The 16,919-nt window shown below is 26.8% G+C and carries 18 protein-coding genes; 13 read left to right on the forward strand and 5 right to left on the reverse strand.

Annotation, left to right across the window (positions count from 1 at the left end):
• Positions 1 to 58 precede the first annotated feature (58 nt).
• Both AC2JAQ_RS03625 and AC2JAQ_RS03630 read left to right on the forward strand, forming a co-directional pair.
• Entirely contained in the window at positions 59 to 598 is a 540-nt protein-coding gene (locus AC2JAQ_RS03625; protein ID WP_488457950.1) for a flavodoxin family protein, read from the forward strand.
• Between the two features lie 79 nt (positions 599 to 677).
• A complete protein-coding gene (locus AC2JAQ_RS03630) occupies positions 678 to 1,064 on the forward strand; it encodes a MerR family transcriptional regulator (RefSeq protein WP_488457951.1) in 387 nt (128 codons plus the stop codon).
• A 54-nt stretch (positions 1,065 to 1,118) separates the two neighbouring features.
• Here the strand turns inward: AC2JAQ_RS03630 and AC2JAQ_RS03635 are convergent, their stop codons facing one another.
• Both AC2JAQ_RS03635 and AC2JAQ_RS03640 read right to left on the reverse strand, forming a co-directional pair.
• Positions 1,119 to 1,781 carry a FusB/FusC family EF-G-binding protein gene (locus tag AC2JAQ_RS03635; RefSeq protein WP_488457952.1) on the reverse strand — a complete coding sequence of 221 codons (663 nt, stop codon included), beginning with the start codon at positions 1,779 to 1,781 and terminating at the stop codon, positions 1,119 to 1,121.
• A 213-nt stretch (positions 1,782 to 1,994) separates the two neighbouring features.
• On the reverse strand, positions 1,995 to 2,273 hold the full coding sequence (locus AC2JAQ_RS03640; RefSeq protein WP_322504147.1) for a CD3324 family protein: 279 nt from the start codon (positions 2,271 to 2,273) through the stop codon (positions 1,995 to 1,997).
• A 694-nt stretch (positions 2,274 to 2,967) separates the two neighbouring features.
• On the opposite strand from AC2JAQ_RS03640, the gene AC2JAQ_RS03645 reads away from it, so the two are divergent.
• Positions 2,968 to 3,303 (forward strand): YmaF family protein, encoded by a 336-nt coding sequence (locus AC2JAQ_RS03645; RefSeq protein WP_488458768.1) that lies wholly within the window; start codon positions 2,968 to 2,970, stop codon positions 3,301 to 3,303.
• A 148-nt stretch (positions 3,304 to 3,451) separates the two neighbouring features.
• Here AC2JAQ_RS03645 and AC2JAQ_RS03650 read toward each other — a convergent pair whose 3' ends face one another.
• Complete coding sequence (locus tag AC2JAQ_RS03650) at positions 3,452 to 4,102, reverse strand: glycosyltransferase (RefSeq protein WP_488457953.1); 651 nt, start codon at positions 4,100 to 4,102, stop codon at positions 3,452 to 3,454.
• Between the two features lie 260 nt (positions 4,103 to 4,362).
• Between AC2JAQ_RS03650 and AC2JAQ_RS03655 the strand changes: the two genes are divergently transcribed.
• The gene (locus AC2JAQ_RS03655; protein ID WP_488457954.1) at positions 4,363 to 4,665 is read left to right on the forward strand and encodes a hypothetical protein; all 303 of its coding nucleotides are present in this window, start codon (positions 4,363 to 4,365) and stop codon (positions 4,663 to 4,665) included.
• 235 nt (positions 4,666 to 4,900) lie between these two features.
• On the opposite strand, the gene AC2JAQ_RS03660 is transcribed toward AC2JAQ_RS03655, so the two are convergent.
• Positions 4,901 to 5,464 carry a TetR/AcrR family transcriptional regulator gene (locus tag AC2JAQ_RS03660; protein ID WP_488457955.1) on the reverse strand — a complete coding sequence of 188 codons (564 nt, stop codon included), beginning with the start codon at positions 5,462 to 5,464 and terminating at the stop codon, positions 4,901 to 4,903.
• Positions 5,465 to 5,805: 341 nt separating this feature from the next.
• On the opposite strand from AC2JAQ_RS03660, the gene AC2JAQ_RS03665 reads away from it, so the two are divergent.
• The 9 genes from AC2JAQ_RS03665 (at position 5,806) to AC2JAQ_RS03705 (ending at position 16,172) form a co-directional block, all read left to right on the forward strand.
• Entirely contained in the window at positions 5,806 to 6,507 is a 702-nt protein-coding gene (locus tag AC2JAQ_RS03665) for an ABC transporter ATP-binding protein (protein ID WP_488457956.1), read from the forward strand.
• A 16-nt stretch (positions 6,508 to 6,523) separates the two neighbouring features.
• Positions 6,524 to 9,922 carry an FtsX-like permease family protein gene (locus tag AC2JAQ_RS03670; RefSeq protein WP_488457957.1) on the forward strand — a complete coding sequence of 1,133 codons (3,399 nt, stop codon included), beginning with the start codon at positions 6,524 to 6,526 and terminating at the stop codon, positions 9,920 to 9,922.
• Between the two features lie 86 nt (positions 9,923 to 10,008).
• Positions 10,009 to 10,176 carry a hypothetical protein gene (locus AC2JAQ_RS03675; RefSeq protein ID WP_488457958.1) on the forward strand — a complete coding sequence of 56 codons (168 nt, stop codon included), beginning with the start codon at positions 10,009 to 10,011 and terminating at the stop codon, positions 10,174 to 10,176.
• Positions 10,177 to 10,621: 445 nt separating this feature from the next.
• Positions 10,622 to 11,155 (forward strand): RNA polymerase sigma factor, encoded by a 534-nt coding sequence (locus AC2JAQ_RS03680; RefSeq protein WP_488458769.1) that lies wholly within the window; start codon positions 10,622 to 10,624, stop codon positions 11,153 to 11,155.
• Positions 11,148 to 12,026, forward strand: coding sequence for a hypothetical protein (locus tag AC2JAQ_RS03685; RefSeq protein ID WP_488457959.1), 879 nt, complete (start codon positions 11,148 to 11,150; stop codon positions 12,024 to 12,026). The genes AC2JAQ_RS03680 and AC2JAQ_RS03685 overlap by 8 nt, the downstream gene beginning before the upstream one ends.
• Positions 12,020 to 12,901, forward strand: a complete 882-nt coding sequence (locus AC2JAQ_RS03690) for an ABC transporter ATP-binding protein (protein ID WP_488457960.1) — start codon at positions 12,020 to 12,022, stop codon at positions 12,899 to 12,901. The genes AC2JAQ_RS03685 and AC2JAQ_RS03690 overlap by 7 nt, the downstream gene beginning before the upstream one ends.
• Before the next feature lie 19 nt (positions 12,902 to 12,920).
• Positions 12,921 to 14,192, forward strand: a complete 1,272-nt coding sequence (locus tag AC2JAQ_RS03695) for a hypothetical protein (RefSeq protein WP_488457961.1) — start codon at positions 12,921 to 12,923, stop codon at positions 14,190 to 14,192.
• Positions 14,193 to 14,234: 42 nt separating this feature from the next.
• Complete coding sequence (locus tag AC2JAQ_RS03700; RefSeq protein WP_488457962.1) at positions 14,235 to 15,380, forward strand: hypothetical protein; 1,146 nt, start codon at positions 14,235 to 14,237, stop codon at positions 15,378 to 15,380.
• A 231-nt stretch (positions 15,381 to 15,611) separates the two neighbouring features.
• The gene (locus AC2JAQ_RS03705; RefSeq protein ID WP_488457963.1) at positions 15,612 to 16,172 is read left to right on the forward strand and encodes a VanZ family protein; all 561 of its coding nucleotides are present in this window, start codon (positions 15,612 to 15,614) and stop codon (positions 16,170 to 16,172) included.
• A 538-nt stretch (positions 16,173 to 16,710) separates the two neighbouring features.
• Here AC2JAQ_RS03705 and AC2JAQ_RS03710 read toward each other — a convergent pair.
• A complete protein-coding gene (locus AC2JAQ_RS03710; protein WP_488457964.1) occupies positions 16,711 to 16,863 on the reverse strand; it encodes a hypothetical protein in 153 nt (50 codons plus the stop codon).
• Positions 16,864 to 16,919: the final 56 nt, after the last annotated feature.

Genomic DNA, 16,919 nt, shown 5'->3' on the forward strand with positions numbered 1-16,919 from the left:
ATATCGGTAATATAATTAAAAAATATAATGTTAGTATTATTAAGAGGGGGAGATTAGAATGAGTAAAAAGGTATTAATACTATCTTCAAGTCCACGTAGAGGTGGAAATTCAGATATGTTATGTGATCAGTTCATGAAAGGCGCACAAGAAGCTCAAAATAAAGTTGAGAAAATTTTCTTAGGAGATAAGAAAATAAATTTTTGTATGGGGTGTGAAAGTTGCCTGAATAATAATGGAAAATGTGTATTGAATGATGACATGGCAGAAATTCTTGAGAAAATGGTTGATGCAGATGTGATTGTTATGGCTACTCCAGTTTATTTTTATACAATGGATGGTCAAATGAAAACACTAATTGATAGAACTGTTGCTAGATATGAAGAAATAAGTAATAAAGAATTTTATTTTATTGTTTCAGCGGCAGATGGAAGTAAAGATACTATGAAAAGGACAATAGAAAGTTTCAGAGGATTTACAAGCTGTCTTTCAGGAGCAAAGGAAAGAGGAATAATCTATGGAACTGGTGTATGGAAAAAAGGTGAAGTTAAAGGAACTAGAGTTTTTGATGAAGCTTATGAAGTTGGAAAAACTGTATAAAAGAATTTTTTTAGTTTAAGTATTTTGTTATAATATACTAGTTTATATAATACAAAGTGAAAAAGGGGATGATTTAGATATGAAGATTACAGAGGTAAGCAAGAAGTTTAATCTTTCTCAAGATACACTTAGATATTATGAGAGAATAGGTTTAATCCCACCTGTGAATCGTAATAAAAGCGGAATTAGAGATTATACAGAAGAAGACTGTAACTGGATAGAGTTTATAAAATGCATGAGAGGAGCAGGTCTTCCTATTGAAGTGTTAATTGAGTATGTTGGTTTGTTTCAACAAGGAGATGCAACTATTGATTCTAGAAAAGAGTTGTTGATTGAACAAAGAAATATACTAATAGAAAAAATAGAAGAGATGAATAGAACGCTAGAGCGTCTTAATTATAAAATCGCAAGATATGAAGATTCAATGTTAGAAAAGGAAAAGAGCTTCTTAAATAGAAATTTTTAAATAAATATGAAATAGTCTAAGGTCTATATGTTAACCTTAGACTATTTTAATTGATTATTTCTTTATTTTATTAACATCCTTTAAAAGTTTTTCAAGTTTATCAGTGGAAGTAATTCTCTCATTACATTTTTCACTATCTAAACATATGTCAAAACCTATTGACCTATAAGTTCCTTGCTCTGGGTTGGATGTTTTGCAAACAGCTGAAACAAAGGCTACTTCTGTATCATTTCCAATATGGTTGCAAAGGGCACAAATGTGGTTATTGCTTGAATTATAACTTGGTATTTTACATGACATACCAGTAAGCCTACCATCTAAGTTATATGCTAAGAATAATTTTCTACTTCCTTCATCAATCCATCCTAAATAAACTTTCTTTGAATTTTCAAAATCCAAATCAGGAATCTTTAATTTCTTTTCCTTTCTAAATAATTTAGTAAGTTGAGTGCTTTTAATAGCAGACATTCCATATACATATTCATTTAAATCTTCTAAATACTTATCAATATGTAGTGGATCAGTTATTTTATTAATATCAATTAAGTTTCTTTCTTCATCAGATATATCAATAAATCTATTTAATATTTTCTCATTTATATATGCTTTATTTGTTTCTATAATATTAGGGTCAACACAGTTTCTTAAAGTACTGTGTAAATCATTTGTACATTTTCTTATAAAATTAAAATCTTCTTTCTTTATAAAAGGTTTCATTAAAACATACCTCCTTTTCAAAATAAAAAATGATTATTATCACTCAAATTAGAGTAATAATAATCATCTATATTTAAAACATAATATATTCATAATCATATTGTTTTTAAAGCTTGTTTTAAATTTAGATGTTATTACTTTGCGCTAATGCTTTAATGAAATAATAACATCTTTTAAAATAAGTATTCAATCTAATAATTAATTCTGTAATGATTATGAGCATAATTTCTTTTTATCACTTATAATTCTTCTTATACTTTTCTCTGAAAGAAAGTACTCTTTTGCAAGAGTATTTATGGAGATTCCATCTTTATATTTTTTAAATATCTCAGTATTTCTAGCATTAAGACTTTCTCTTATGCCACTATTTTCTCCCCAAGCCTTTTGATTTTCATCTTTTCTTGGAATATAAAGATACTTTCCATCTACATATTTTTGTAGTATTTCAATGATTTCCTCTGGTAACACATCTTGTGCTTTTACATATTTCATTTCCTTGCTCCTTTACTTTACGTAATAGTATTAAAGCAAAGAATACTAAAAAAGCTATGTGTTACAGAACCTAAAAAATATTCAGCTAACTTAATATCTTAGGCTCCAAACAAAGCATAGCTTACTTTTGGTAATCTTTGCAAGGAGCAAGATAGTTTGTAGCTGAATGTATCATGTACTTTCAAGAAAAACACCTCCTTTATTTAATATGTATTATATCATATTTTATTTATTTTTAACATTAAACAAAATGCTTAAATTTAAGGTTATATTTTATCAAGTTAAATATAAAAATTATAAAAGATTTCTTTTAAGGTTTGTGTGGCAAGATTACAAGAAATTCCATTTATTATTTAATTGGTATTTTTATAAGTAGAATAAAATTTATAAAGGAATTAAATATTGGGTTATAAATTAAGAGATATCTATAATAAAATTGAGTAGAAATAAGAAAATAGTATATATGAAGTGACTAATTTATTATGTAAGTCTAAAAATTCTACAAAATAAGAACCAATATGTCGAATATTTTCATACTATATATTAAGAGATTTTTTAGCGAAATTTCTTAATATATAGTATGTAGGAGATATTCAAAATGGGTTATCAAAATTATAAGTGCAGAAGAGATTATAATGATTGTAGAGATGATAATGACTGTAGAGATAAAAACGAATGTTGTATGAAATGTTGTATGAGATGTTGTAATGAAGAAAGACAGACACATGTTCATGAATTTGAACAAAGTGTTAAGTTAGCAGAAGAAGGCGATGATAGACACAATCATCGTACTGCAGGAGTTACAGGTGAAGCTATACCAATACATGGTGGAAAAAACCATGTTCACAAAATTAACACTAGGACAGATTTCCTTGATCATTTTCACCAAATATGTATTTTTACTGGTCCTGCAATTAGAATACCAGGTACTAACAAGCATGTGCATTTAGTAGCTGGAAGAACTAGTTGTAATGATGGTCATTTTCACCAGTTCCTTTTCACTACTCAAATTGAAGCACCTTTGGTATAAACTTTATTAAAATATATATAAATATTTATTATGTCTAAAAATATAATTGTTTATTTTATAATGTTATATTAAAATTAATAATAAAGATTATTGAGGATTATGGAATTTGTTTACATAATCCTCCTTAAATATAATTGATATCTATTAATTACTTAAATTTTTCAGGAAACTGCTTTATTATTCCATCAACAAGTATATCTGCAAACTTAATCATATGATCTTCACCTTGGTCAAATGCCTTAATATCTGCATTCCAATCTTTATTTAATCTAGATACAACTTGAGTTGTAATAAACTCTAAATGTTTATGTAACATATTTTTTAGAGTTCTTTTTGAATAGTTAGGGTTAGCAGAACTTAAAAAATCATCTATTTGGTCAGCATTTTCGTACCATAGTGTATTATACTTTTCTAAATCAGATTTATTTCCACTTTTAGCGGCACCAATAACTTGTTCAGCAAGCTTTATATGTTCTCTCAAAAGAGTGGCAAGTTTATTTCCAGCTTCTTCTCCATAGTAAGGTTTAATTGAATTTCCAATATCATCTTGGTTTTTTAGAAGTCTCTCTGATACAGCACTACTGTCTTCAAGTGAAGCTAAGGCACTTACAATATCACTTCTAGTCCACAAAACATGGTCTATCCAAAGTCTCCTTTCTGCCATTCTTAAATTACAGGTAGCTTTGTTATAGGGCATATTTTTACATTCTTTATTTTCTAAAGCTTGAACTTTAACTGGTGCTAAGAATAAAGATAATAAAAATAATGAAAATAATGAATTTTTTAAAATTTTCTTCATTGATTTATACTCCTTTGTTCATTTTATTTCGATTTTATTTTGTTCAAAGAGGTATCTATATATTCATAATTAATATTCATTTTATTTAAATAGAAACTATGGCATCATATGAAGATATTTTTTATTGTTAAATCAAACTTTAGCCATTATAATGCTTTGGGCAGAATTAGTTTATACGGTATAAGATCTTATAGAAGATTGATGTAACTATAATGATATAGTATAATTAAGTGCAAAAAAATATGTTTGGAGTAAATATTATGTCATTAGAAAATGTATTTGAAAAAGAACTTATTAAGAAATGTGAAATAGCAGAGAAAGAGTGTGGATGCACTCAAAAGAGGCTTTTATTAACAATAGAAAAGTTCGGTGGAGTAAGAACAGTTCAAGAGATTTTACGTAAAGGTAGAGTTTCAGAGGGTTTTGATAAATTACAAAAGGCAAACCGTTTAGACCTTACAATGGAAGCCACTATTGTTGAAAGTAAGTATAGTGAACTTTTTACAGATGATGAGGTAAATAGTTGCCACGAATTACTTTGTGAATATGGATATTATAAGTAAAAAAGAGACAGCACAAAAACTTAGTAATAAAACTTATAAATAGTATTCAAAATATATTTATAAGTTTTATTAAATTGTTTTTATATGGTCTTTTTATTTATTAAGCTATGTTTTAAACTAGTGTTGATTTTTAGATAGAACTGTAAGACCATCTTAATGAGCAATACTTTGCGAAATTAAGTTAGGTCTGAGGGACTAGCTAAAAATCAACATTCACCCAAAACAGAGATATTTATTAAAAGCTTTGAATATTTACTTGGTTTATGCCATTAATTATGTGAACAAGCTCCTTTGGAGATTCAGGAAGGTCATTTTCTAACCATGTTTCAATAATTGAAATGCAACCTCCAACAGAGTATCTCATATAGTAGTTAGCTATAGTTTTATTGATTAGATTAGGGTTATTAAACAATTGATCTAAATCTATTTGATTTGCAATATTTAAAATACGATTTAATATGCTACTATCTCTTTGATTACAGAATAGTACTTTACACAAATCTTTATTTTCCTTAATTAATTCAAGTACCTTAAGAAGTAGTAAACTGTTATATTCTTCTACTGGAATTTCTTTTATGTACTTTAAAATTTGATCAAACAATTCATCTTCCATAGATTGAAATAAATCAAAAGCATCCTTATAGTGAGTATAAAATGTACCTCTATTAATATCAGCTTTTTTACATATATCAGTAACAGTAACCTGATGAATTTCTTTAGTTTTAAGCAATTCTATTAAACTTTCCTTAATTACTTTTTTAGTATATAAAGTTCTACGATTTCCTTTAACACCTGCCATATTATAAATCTCCTTTTAATTTATATATTTTAAGAAGTTGTTTGTCTTAAGATAAAACTATGTTTTAAACTAGTGCTTATTAAGTAGGTCTGAAGGACTAGATAAAAATCAACATTCACTTAGAATATAGTTTGTATAATTTAATGTTAAATGTTATTAAATGAACAAATTAACTTGGAATGTTTATTTAATAACGTTAAGAATTTATGTGATTATTGTCTAGAGAGTTTTATTAACTTATACTATTAATTATAAAATTAAATGAACAAAGTGTCTATTTAATAACTTTAAGTATATAGTAATTTTTCTAAAATTCAATAGTTAGTTATGGGAGGTATAAAATGGCGTATATAGATGTAATTGATGTATATAAAAGATATAAAATCGGAGAAAACACAGTTGTGGCTAATAATGGAATTAACTTTTCTATTGAAAAAGGAGAGTTTGTTGTTATTTTAGGGCCAAGTGGTGCAGGAAAATCAACTACACTTAACATTCTTGGAGGAATGGATAGCTGTGATGAAGGAAAAATAGTAATTGATGAAACTGATATATCTAAATTTAGTAATAAGGAACTTACTAAGTATAGAAGATATGATGTTGGGTTTGTATTTCAGTTTTATAATCTAGTACAGAATTTAACAGCAAAAGAGAATGTAGAGCTTGCTACACAAATTTCAAATAATGCATTAGACGTGGACAAAACTTTAGAGTTAGTAGGACTTGGACATAGAAAGGATAACTTTCCAGCACAGTTATCAGGGGGAGAGCAACAAAGGGTTTCTATTGCAAGAGCTATTGCAAAGAATCCAAAATTATTACTTTGTGATGAACCAACTGGTGCTTTAGATTATAGTACAGGTAAGCAAATATTAAAAATATTACAGGATACCTGTAGAAAGATAGGAACTACAGTTATAATAATAACTCATAACTCAGCAATTGCACCTATGGCTGATAAGGTTATTAAGATTAATGATGCAAAGGTTAGAAGCGTTGAGGTTAATCCTAATCCAATATCAGTTGAAGAAATAGAATGGTAGGAGTGAATTGTTTTAGATGAAGTCATATAAAAAATCCATAGTAAGAGAAATTCTATCATCAAAGGCAAGGTTTTTTTCTATAATGGTAATTATCTTTTTGGGAGTTGCCTTTTATTCAGGAATAAAATCAGCTGGACCTGATATGAACAAGACTATAAATAATTTTTATAGTGAGCAAAATCTTATGGACAGCAAGATTGTATCAACCTTAGGATTAACGGATAAAGATTTAGATTTACTTAAGGATAATGACAAAATATTAGATTATTGGGGTACTCATAGTATAGATGCCAATCTTACTAACATGAGTAATGTAGTGAGATTCATGGAGTATGATGGTAAAAATAATATAAACGATTTTGTTGTTTTAGAAGGCAGACTACCAGAAAAAAGTGGTGAAATAGCTTTAGATGAAAGAGCATTTAAATTAAACAAGGACTTAAAAATCGGTGATGAGTTTGTAATTGACACTGATGAAGATACAATTAAGAACTTTAAGGAGAATAAGTTTAAAATTGTTGGAGTTGTGAAAAGTCCAATTTATATTGAAAAAGAATCAAGGGGAACAACCCCTGTGGGAAAAGGTACTATTGACTATTTTGGAGTATTAAATAGTTCTGATATAAAAATGGATGCTTACACTGAAATATATGTAAGATTTAAGAATGTACAGGGACTTAATGCTTATAGTGATGAATATAAAGACTTAATGGAAGAAAACAATAAATATCTTGAGAATTTATATTCAAATAGAAAAATAGAGAGAGTTGAAGAGGTAAAAGCAGAGGCTCAAAAGGAATTTGACAAGGCTTATGAGGAGTTAAATGAGAATGAAAAGCTACTTTTAGATAAGGAAAAAGAATTACAAGAGGGAAAAGCACAGTTAGCAGAGGGTAAAAAACAATATAATGAGAAGAAGTTAGAATTTGAAAATGGCATTAAAGATGGAGAAGCAAATATTCTAATTGGTGAAAAGAAACTATCAGAAGGGCAAGCTGAGATTAATAAACAAAAGGCAAATATCCAAGAGGGAGAAAGTCAGTTAAATAAGGCTAAGGCTACCCTTGATAATAGTAGACAAGAATTTTTAAATCAGGGAATTAATCCAGATGAAAGTACTAGTGAACTAGAAGGTAAGGTAGATAATCTTAAAAAATTATCTGGAACAATGACTTTACTTTCTAATGATATAAAAAATACAGTTAAAAACCTTCTAGAAAATGAACCAATACCTACTGAGAAAATCCAGTATTGGAAAGGAATAATATCTAATTTAGGATCAAATGAGTTAAATGGAGCAATAGATGGGTTAGAAAAAAATCCTGAAAATAAAAATATTGCTATGGGAATTGCTACTTCCTTAGATGAAAGTGTTAAATCAATTAATGATAATACTTCAAAATTACAAGTATTATTAGGTGGAATTACTAAATATCAAGAAGGAAAATTACAGTATGAAAATCAATTAGCAGTATTTAATGCTGGGAAAACTAAGCTTGAAGAAGCCCAAAAGCAATTAGATAATAGTAGAGCTGAATTAGCTAAGGGTAAAAAATCTCTTGAAGAGGGAAAAGTTACAGGAGAAAGAGAACTTAATAAGGCAAAGACTAAGTTAGATGAATCAGAAGAAAAGTTAGCAGAGGGCGAAAAGGCTATAGCAGAAAATAAGGAAAAGCTAGCTGAGGGAAGAAAAGAAATTGAAGAAAAAGAGAAGTCAACTTTAGATGATTTAAATGAGTGTAACTACTATGTATTTGATAGAACTGATAATCCGGGATATTCAGGATATAAGGATTCAATTAATAGTTTAGATAGTATTGCATCAGTATTACCAGTATTTTTCTTTATAGTAGCAGTCTTAATTTGTTTAACAACAATGACAAGAATGGTAGAGGAGAAGAGAATAGAAATAGGTACTATGAAGGCCTTAGGATATGGTGATTTTCAAATATCTTTAAAATTTACAATATATGCAGCCTTAGCAAGTGTATTAGGATGCATACTGGGAATCTTAGTTGGAAGTAGTATTCTACCTAATATAATCAGTAATGCTTATACAAGTGTATATAGTTTGCCAGATATAAAGACTTATTATTATCCAGCTTATATAATTCAGGCTTTAGTAATATCAATACTATGTACAGTTGGAGCAGCCTTATTTGTTGTAAGAGTTGAACTTAAAAATAAGCCATCTAATCTTATGAGAGCAAAGGCTCCAAAGTTAGGGAAGAAGATATTATTAGAGAGAATTACACCGTTATGGAAAAGATTGAACTTTAATCAGAAAGTAACTCTTAGAAATCTTTTCAGATATAAACAGCGTATGCTTATGACTATCTTTGGTATTGCTGGATGTATGGCACTTCTTGTTACTGGATTTGGACTTAAGGATTCAAATAGTGGAATGGTAGAAAAACAATTTGATAAGTTATGGAAATATGAAACTATGGTAGTCTTTGGTGATAATCCTACAGAGGCAGAGATTCAAAAGTACAATGAGACTTTAAAAGAATTACCTGGATATGAAAATGACTTAAGAATGCACCAAGAATCAGTAACATTTAGCAAGGAAGGCATGAACAAGCAAACAGTTAGTCTTTATGTGCCACAAAATAAAGATGAATTAGATCAATTTATAGTGTTAAATGATAGAGTTTCAGGTGAGAAATATGAAGTACCAGATGAGGGCGTTGTAATAAGTGAAAAATTAGGAAAACTTTTAGGTGTATCTGTAGGAGATACAATAACATTTAAGGATGATGATAATAATCCTCATGATGTTAAAGTAGAGGCAATAGCTGAAAATTACCTTATGCATTCAATGTATATGTCACCATCATATTATGAAAAAGTATTTGGAGAGAAACCTGTATACAATACAGACCTTTTAAACTTTGATAAAGATAAAATTAATGAAGATGAAGTCTCTTCAAAACTTATGGAATGTGAAAATGTCGTAAATGTAACAATGACATCACAAATAGAAAAGACAACAGAAGAGTCAGCAGCTAACATGAATGTAGTAATGTTAGTAATAATCTTATCAGCAGGATCATTAGCTTTTGTAGTTTTATACAATCTAAACAATATAAATGTATCAGAGCGTATAAGAGAATTATCAACTATAAAAGTTCTTGGATTCTTTGATGATGAGGTTACTATGTATATCCTAAGAGAGAATATAATATTGACTTTATTAGGAATATTAGCAGGTTCAGTCTTAGGAAGGATGTTACATGCCTTTATAATAAGAACATCAGAAGTTGACACAATGATGATGTCCCCTAAGATATATGTAACTAGTTATATATTCTCAGCTTTAATAACTATACTTTTTACAGTAATAGTTATGATACTTATGCATGTTAAGTTAAGAAAAGTTAATATGATTGATGCATTAAAATCAAATGAATAAAGATTTAATAAGTCATAAGCTATCTAGCTTGTGGCTTATTTTTATTAACACAAGAAATAGATTTAGATAAGGTCATTAATATATTAATGAAAGAGGAAACTAATAAGGTAGTTTTTGGTTTTACGACTAATAATACAGATTTTTATGAAGAGAGTTTAGTAAATGAAGAGGATACTACATTATTTATAAGAGCTAAAAATGATAGTCCATTCAAAACAGAAAAATTAATGTTCCCAGTATTATCACATACATAACAAGAAAGGTATAGATTGAATTCTATACCTTTTTCTTTATGTTAAGCTGATATTTTATGAGAAGTATTAATAAATAAGAAATATTAAATGAATTATTGTATATCGATGTTAGAGCATTTATGTTTTAAACATATAAAGCTAATAAATATTTAAAATGCAATAATATTTTTATGTGAATTTTTATGAAGTTTATAGTTAATATATACAGAGATAAAATTTTTATAATTTTTTTTAAAAAGTTAAAACTATTTTTGTAAATAATACGAATATAGAAATGTAAAGAGGTTTAAAAAGTTATAATATTAGATTATATTTTAAAATTTCATTTAGGTCTTAAGAAAAATCAAAAGATAAATATTTACGAAAGACATAGTTAAATATTGAAAAAGTTAAATAGATAACAACAAATAAGGGGAGGTGAGTTAGGATTAATGAAAATAAGTTAATAGAGCTTTTAAAGAACAGAGGAGATAAAAAATCAGCAGAGATATTAATTAAATTATATTATAAAGAAATATTTTATTATGTTTTTAAGCAAACAAGAAATGAGGAATTATCAAAAGACTTAACTCAGGAAATATTTATTTCTATGCTTAAATCAATTGAAGGATTTAATGAAGAAAAGGCATCATTTAGAACATGGCTTTATAAAATTGCCAGTAATAAGATAATAGATAATTATAGGTCTGCATATTATAAATATTCAACTATAGTTGATGAGTTTGATGAAAGCTTAGTAGGACAAGAAAATTATCTAGAAGAAAGTTTTGAATTCAAGGAAAGAGTTAATGAGGTTATGGAGATAGTAAATACATTAAATGCAAACCTTCAGCAAATATTTAGACTTAAAATCTTTGGAGATATGACGTTTTTTGAGATTGGAGCTTTGTTAGAACTATCAGAATCAACTGTAAAAACTAGATATTATACTACCATTAAAAAAATAAAGAAGGTATTGGAGGTGAAAATCTGTGAATAATAAGGAGGATTTAAACAAAAAGAGTTTGGAAAGAGAGTTTAATAGCAAAAGTAGGACAAGCCATCAAGAGAGTAAAAATAAAGAAGATATATCTGTAGATGAAATAGATTTTGATATTTTTAATATTGATTTAGATATTGATATACCAGATATAGATTTGGGAGATTTAGATGAAATAGTAACTTTAGGAGTTAAGCCTAAAGTATCCTTCTTTACATATTTAAAAAATGCAATTAAGGAACTAGGATTACGAAATATATTTCATGATAAAAGTGAACTTTTAATTATAACTATAGTAGGTGCTATAATTTTAACTTTCACTATTTTTAATTCAAGCAGTGAAAATATAGAAAATTTATATAGTTTAGTATTTGTTGGATCTCCTTTAATTTATTTAGGAGTAGTTTTATTTTCTTTTTATAACTCAAAATTAAAAGGAGTTTTAGAGTTAGAAATGACTTGTAAATATAATTTATATCAATTATCAGCTTTAAGAATGTTTATTTTTAGTATTGGTAGTGTTTTTATAAACACAATGATTATATTGATAGCTGCTTATTATAACAAAGATATAAATTCTATTAGAACAATAATCATATCAATTACAGGATTGTTTTTATTTTCTTCAATATTTTTATATTCATTAATAAATTTTAAAGGGTTGTTTATGAAAATTGGAATAGTTGTTTTATGGGTTATAGGCAATCTATTATTAAGTGTTGGAAATAATGAATATTATATTGTTTTTTTTGATAAAGTTCCAATTTATATTCACTTAATTATTTCAATAATTTGTATTGTTTTTTATGTGAAAAATTTAAATAATCTAATAAGTTATAGATGGAAAAGAAGAGGAGAGATTTTATGTTAGTCGTTAATAATGTAAGCAAAAAGTATGGAGATTTTTTAGCACTTGAAGAGATAAATTTAGAATTTAATAATGGAGTATATGCTCTTTTGGCACCCAATGGAGCAGGAAAAACAACTTTGATTAAGATGTTAACTACACTTATATTTCCTACTAAAGGAGAGATTTTATATAACGGTACAGATATTATTTCCTTAGATGACGAATATAGAGATAAGATAGGATATTTGCCTCAGGATTTTGGATATTATAGAAATTATACTCCAACAAAATTTTTGCTATATTTAGCTGCATTAAAAGGAATAGAAGAGAATAAAGCAAAAGAAAAAATAAAAGAGTTATTAAAACTTGTGGCTTTAGAAGATGTAGCTAATAAAAAAATGAAGAAGTTTTCAGGAGGAATGATTCAAAGAGTCGGTGTAGCTCAAGCATTACTTAATAATCCAAAGATTTTAATATTAGATGAACCTACAGCTGGATTAGATCCAAAGGAAAGAGTAAGGTTTAGAAATCTTTTAAGTGATTTATCTAGGGATAGAATTGTAATAATTTCAACTCATATAGTATCAGATATTGAATTTATATCAAATGAAGTAATAATGATCAAGGACCATAAGGTATTATTTAAGGATTCAATCGAAAATATATGCAATACATTAAATGGAATGGTTTATGAAACAACAATGAGTTTTCAAGAAAGTTTAGACTTTAGGAAAAATAATATTGTACTTTCAGAAAAACAGGAAGGTGGTATGGTTAAGATTAGGTTTATAAATGAAGATAAAAATGATAATCATAAAAACAAAGATATGTGGATAGGAGTTATTCCAAATATAGAAGATATTTTTTTATATCAATATCTTGATGAGGAAAAATAGAAGGGGTTAAGTGGATTATATGGATGTGAAAAGGGGAGAATTTGAAAAGCTTTATAGAAATCCTATTTTTATAATACTTATAGGAGTTTTCTTAATTTATAATTTAATGATTATGTATAACAATTTAGATATAAGGGAACCATTAAAACTTACAAATGAATTGATAAGGGATGTAGGTTATAAGATTGATGATAGTATGCTTAAAAAGTTGACTTATAAATATGAATTAGAGTTAGAAGAATTAAATGAAATGACAACTAGAAAGTTTAATAAAACGTACACTTCTATAAACGACTTTTTAGAAAGTGATGAATTCAAAAAAAATATTTATGCAAATAATGCTTTTTCAAATGAAGACAAAGAGATTATTAATAGCTTGAGTCTTTTAAACATGTATAAAAACGAGATTCCAATAGCTATTTCAGAAATTGAAGGTATAGACTATGGTGAGTTGGCTAATAAAGGTATATCCATGTATGGATTAACAGGAGACGCTGCTAATTTTATAGAAAATAGTTATAAGAACTTTGAAAAAAGGTTTGAAGAATTAATAGCTAATGGAGAGCATAAAAATTTATATTTTCAAGGATTAAACTATAAAACACATAGTCTTTTATTTGGAAATATAATGAAGGCTTGCATAATGGAAATAATGATTATTGTGGTTTTAGGAATGGTTTTCTTAGTTAATTATGAAAGAGAGAATAAAACTTTAGGTTTAGTTGTAGCTTCTAAAAGAGGACGTAGAATAATAAAGGACAAGCTACAGGTTGGGTTAGTATTTTCCATACTAGTAACTACAATTGTTTTAGGAATAACCCTAATAACTTACTTTAATATTTTTGACTACAGTGAAGTATGGAATGTACCTATAAGTTCAGCTTTTAATGCTGAAGAATCTGGTCCATTCTTATCATGGTATAACTTAAATGTTAAAGAGTATCTTATGATTTCAATAGGAATAGTATTCACATTAGGTCTTTTATCAGCGGGATTAGCATTTGTAGTAGGTTCTTTATTAAAGAGCAGCTATAAGTCATTTTTCGTATTTTTTATTTTATTTGGAGCTTTATTCATGTTAACAGGAATATTTAAAAATGACTCTATATTAAAAGTATTCAGCAATTTTAACATGTTTGTTTTATCATTAAATCCAAAATGGTGGTTAATGGAGGGTGGCCCTCTAATAGGAAGTAAGCATTATGTTGACATAACTTTAATAAGTAATAGTTTTATTATTGGTATATTAAGTTTATTATCAATAAGGCTTTTTAAAAAGGAGTCTATATAAAATATAAATTTAAAATACTGAACAATATAAAAGGAGAAGATAATGAGGGTAATAATAAATGAGATAAAAAAAATGTTTTCGGTAAAGACTATTTTGGTCTTAGCATTAATAACTTTTATAATATCTAAAATGTTTATAGGATTTTGGATTAAAAATTTTCCAAATGGATATCCAGAAACACAAAGTTTTGATTTAAGTGTAGATATGATTAAAAAATATGGAACAACTATTGAAGAAGATGAATTTAAAGAGTTTGAAAAAGAAACAGCTTTAAGGGAAAAGGAAGCAGATGATTATTTAATTAATGACAAGGATGCACAGAAACTAGGAATAGATTCTTATAAAAAATTACAAGAAGAAAGATTTGAGTATAGGGGCGAAAATGAACAACTAAATGCATTAAGTTCAAGAATTATGTTTGAAGAACATCAGTATTTATTTTGGGAATTACAAGCTAGAGAGTCTATGATTTCTTATTATAGAGATATGATTTATGGAACAGACAATAATACTCCTAAAATGGAGGAAAGAATAAAAGAAATTGAAAATAGTGCTGAAATTAATTCAGTATTAACTTTTGAAGTTATGGATAATTATAATAATTTAATATCAAATTTTTCAATACTTTTAGTTATAAGTATAGCTTTTATAATATCACCAATATTTTTAAGAGATAATAAAAATAAAGTAAACCTTCTTCAGTGTAGTTCTAAATTAGGAAGAAAAATAGCTAGCAAAAAGATAATAGCATCAATGATTATTATATTTTTAATGGCAACTATTGAGATAGGAGGATTATTTGCTTTATATGCTGAAAATAATACACTTCAATTTTGGAATTGTAGCATAAATTCAAAGTTTTCATCAACTATATATTGGTTTGATTTAACTTTTGGAGAATATATTATTTTATCAATAATTCTTATGTATATTGTAGCTTTTATAGTAGCAAGTTTATCATTATTTGTAAGTAGCAAAGTAAGCAATTATGTGTCATTAATAGGAGTTCAAGTTCCAATATTAGGTGGATTAATAGCATTTTTAATGAAATTAGGTATGTTTAATATCACAGTACTTTGGAAACCTAAATATATTATCCATATTTCTTATGGAGTGCTATTAATAATTTCTATATTTATGTTGGTAAGTTTAATAAAAAAAGAAAAGTATAAAGACATTCTAAATTAGTATAATTTTAAGGAGCAGTTTTTACTGCTTCTTTTATGTTAAGAAATATTTGAATGAGTGTATTGAATTTAGATAGTATTATATAATTTAGATAAGATTATTAGTATATTAAGATGATAGAATATTGATGGTGTTATTAAGAAAAAATATAATATTAATATATAGACTTAATGAATAGAAAATATTTTTATATTTAGGAAATAAATTAGAATTTGACGGAGGTAAAGTCAAATGAAGAAGATGAAGAAATTCAACTCCTTTATGCTGTTTGGAGTTTTTCTTTTGCTGTATGCTTTTCTGTGTTCTTATGCGTTGATTTTCAAGTATGTTTCACCATTAGAATTGTTCAGCTCAAACAGAGAGTATATTAGGAGCACTAATGTAATACCATTTCACACTATATACAGCTATCTGTCAGGTACGCTGAACGTTTCTAAAATTATTGTTGCAAGCAATATATTCGGAAATATCATATTGCTCGTCCCTCTAGGAATTTATTTGCAATTATTAAAGAAAAATAAAAAAATATGGATAAACACAATGATTGTATTCTTCATTGCCTTGTTTATTGAAATATTTCAACTTATTTTTGGGCTTGGTGCTGCTGATATTGATGATGTTATTCTTAATTGTTTAGGTGGCTTAATTGGAATATTAATATATAGAGGATTGTGTAAATTCTTAAAAAGTGAGGAAAAAGTTCGTACAGTTATTGTATTATTGGGACTTATTGTTATTTTAATTCCGATTTTGGTCATAACTATATTTGGTTTTCGCTTTCGATTAGGTTAATATTTTTTATGAAATAGGTTTCGACCAAAATAAGTATAAATTTAATGTATTAGAAAATAAATATCTTTCTAAAAATAAGATAGGCTAAAATTAGCTTATCTTATTTTTTTCATATTTCCTTGTAAATTTCTAAACCCTAACTTAATGAAAAGCTCTTTTATAGTCATTTATTATTTTCTCATTTAAGTACTGGATTGCAGAAGTATATATATATATTATTTTTTAATAGATTAATATTTTGGTTCAGCTTTTCAGTAGAACGGGGTTCCGCATATGAGCTGATACCGCTGTGCTTTTCAGCCGACTGCTTTTTTGCATAATCCTCCCTATGTGTTGTTTAATCCTTTTCTTTCATCTGTTTATTATGAAAAATAAGTTTTTTATACCTTTTTCCAATTCTATAAAAAGTATAGATTTCTCCACTTTTAAGCAACCTAAAAATTAATATCTTAGTATTCCACAGTTTCCTTAATATTCTTCTAAAAGCATCCTTACTTTTAATCTCTAAGATTGGTACATTCTCTAAAGATTTTTCATATTACATCCAATAAGCAAAGTGATCTTCAATTTCTCTTTTAAGCATAACTACTATTCGTATAAAATTAAAAAAATATCTTAGTATTTTTATAATTGAATCTAATTCCATTTCTAAAGCCTTTTTTTCATTAAATCTTAAATAAGTGAAGCTCATGATTCTCCCTCCCAAAATAACACCTAAAAAATTTATATATTTATATGTTAAAATTC

The organism is Clostridium sp. LIBA-8553, assembly GCF_057782465.1.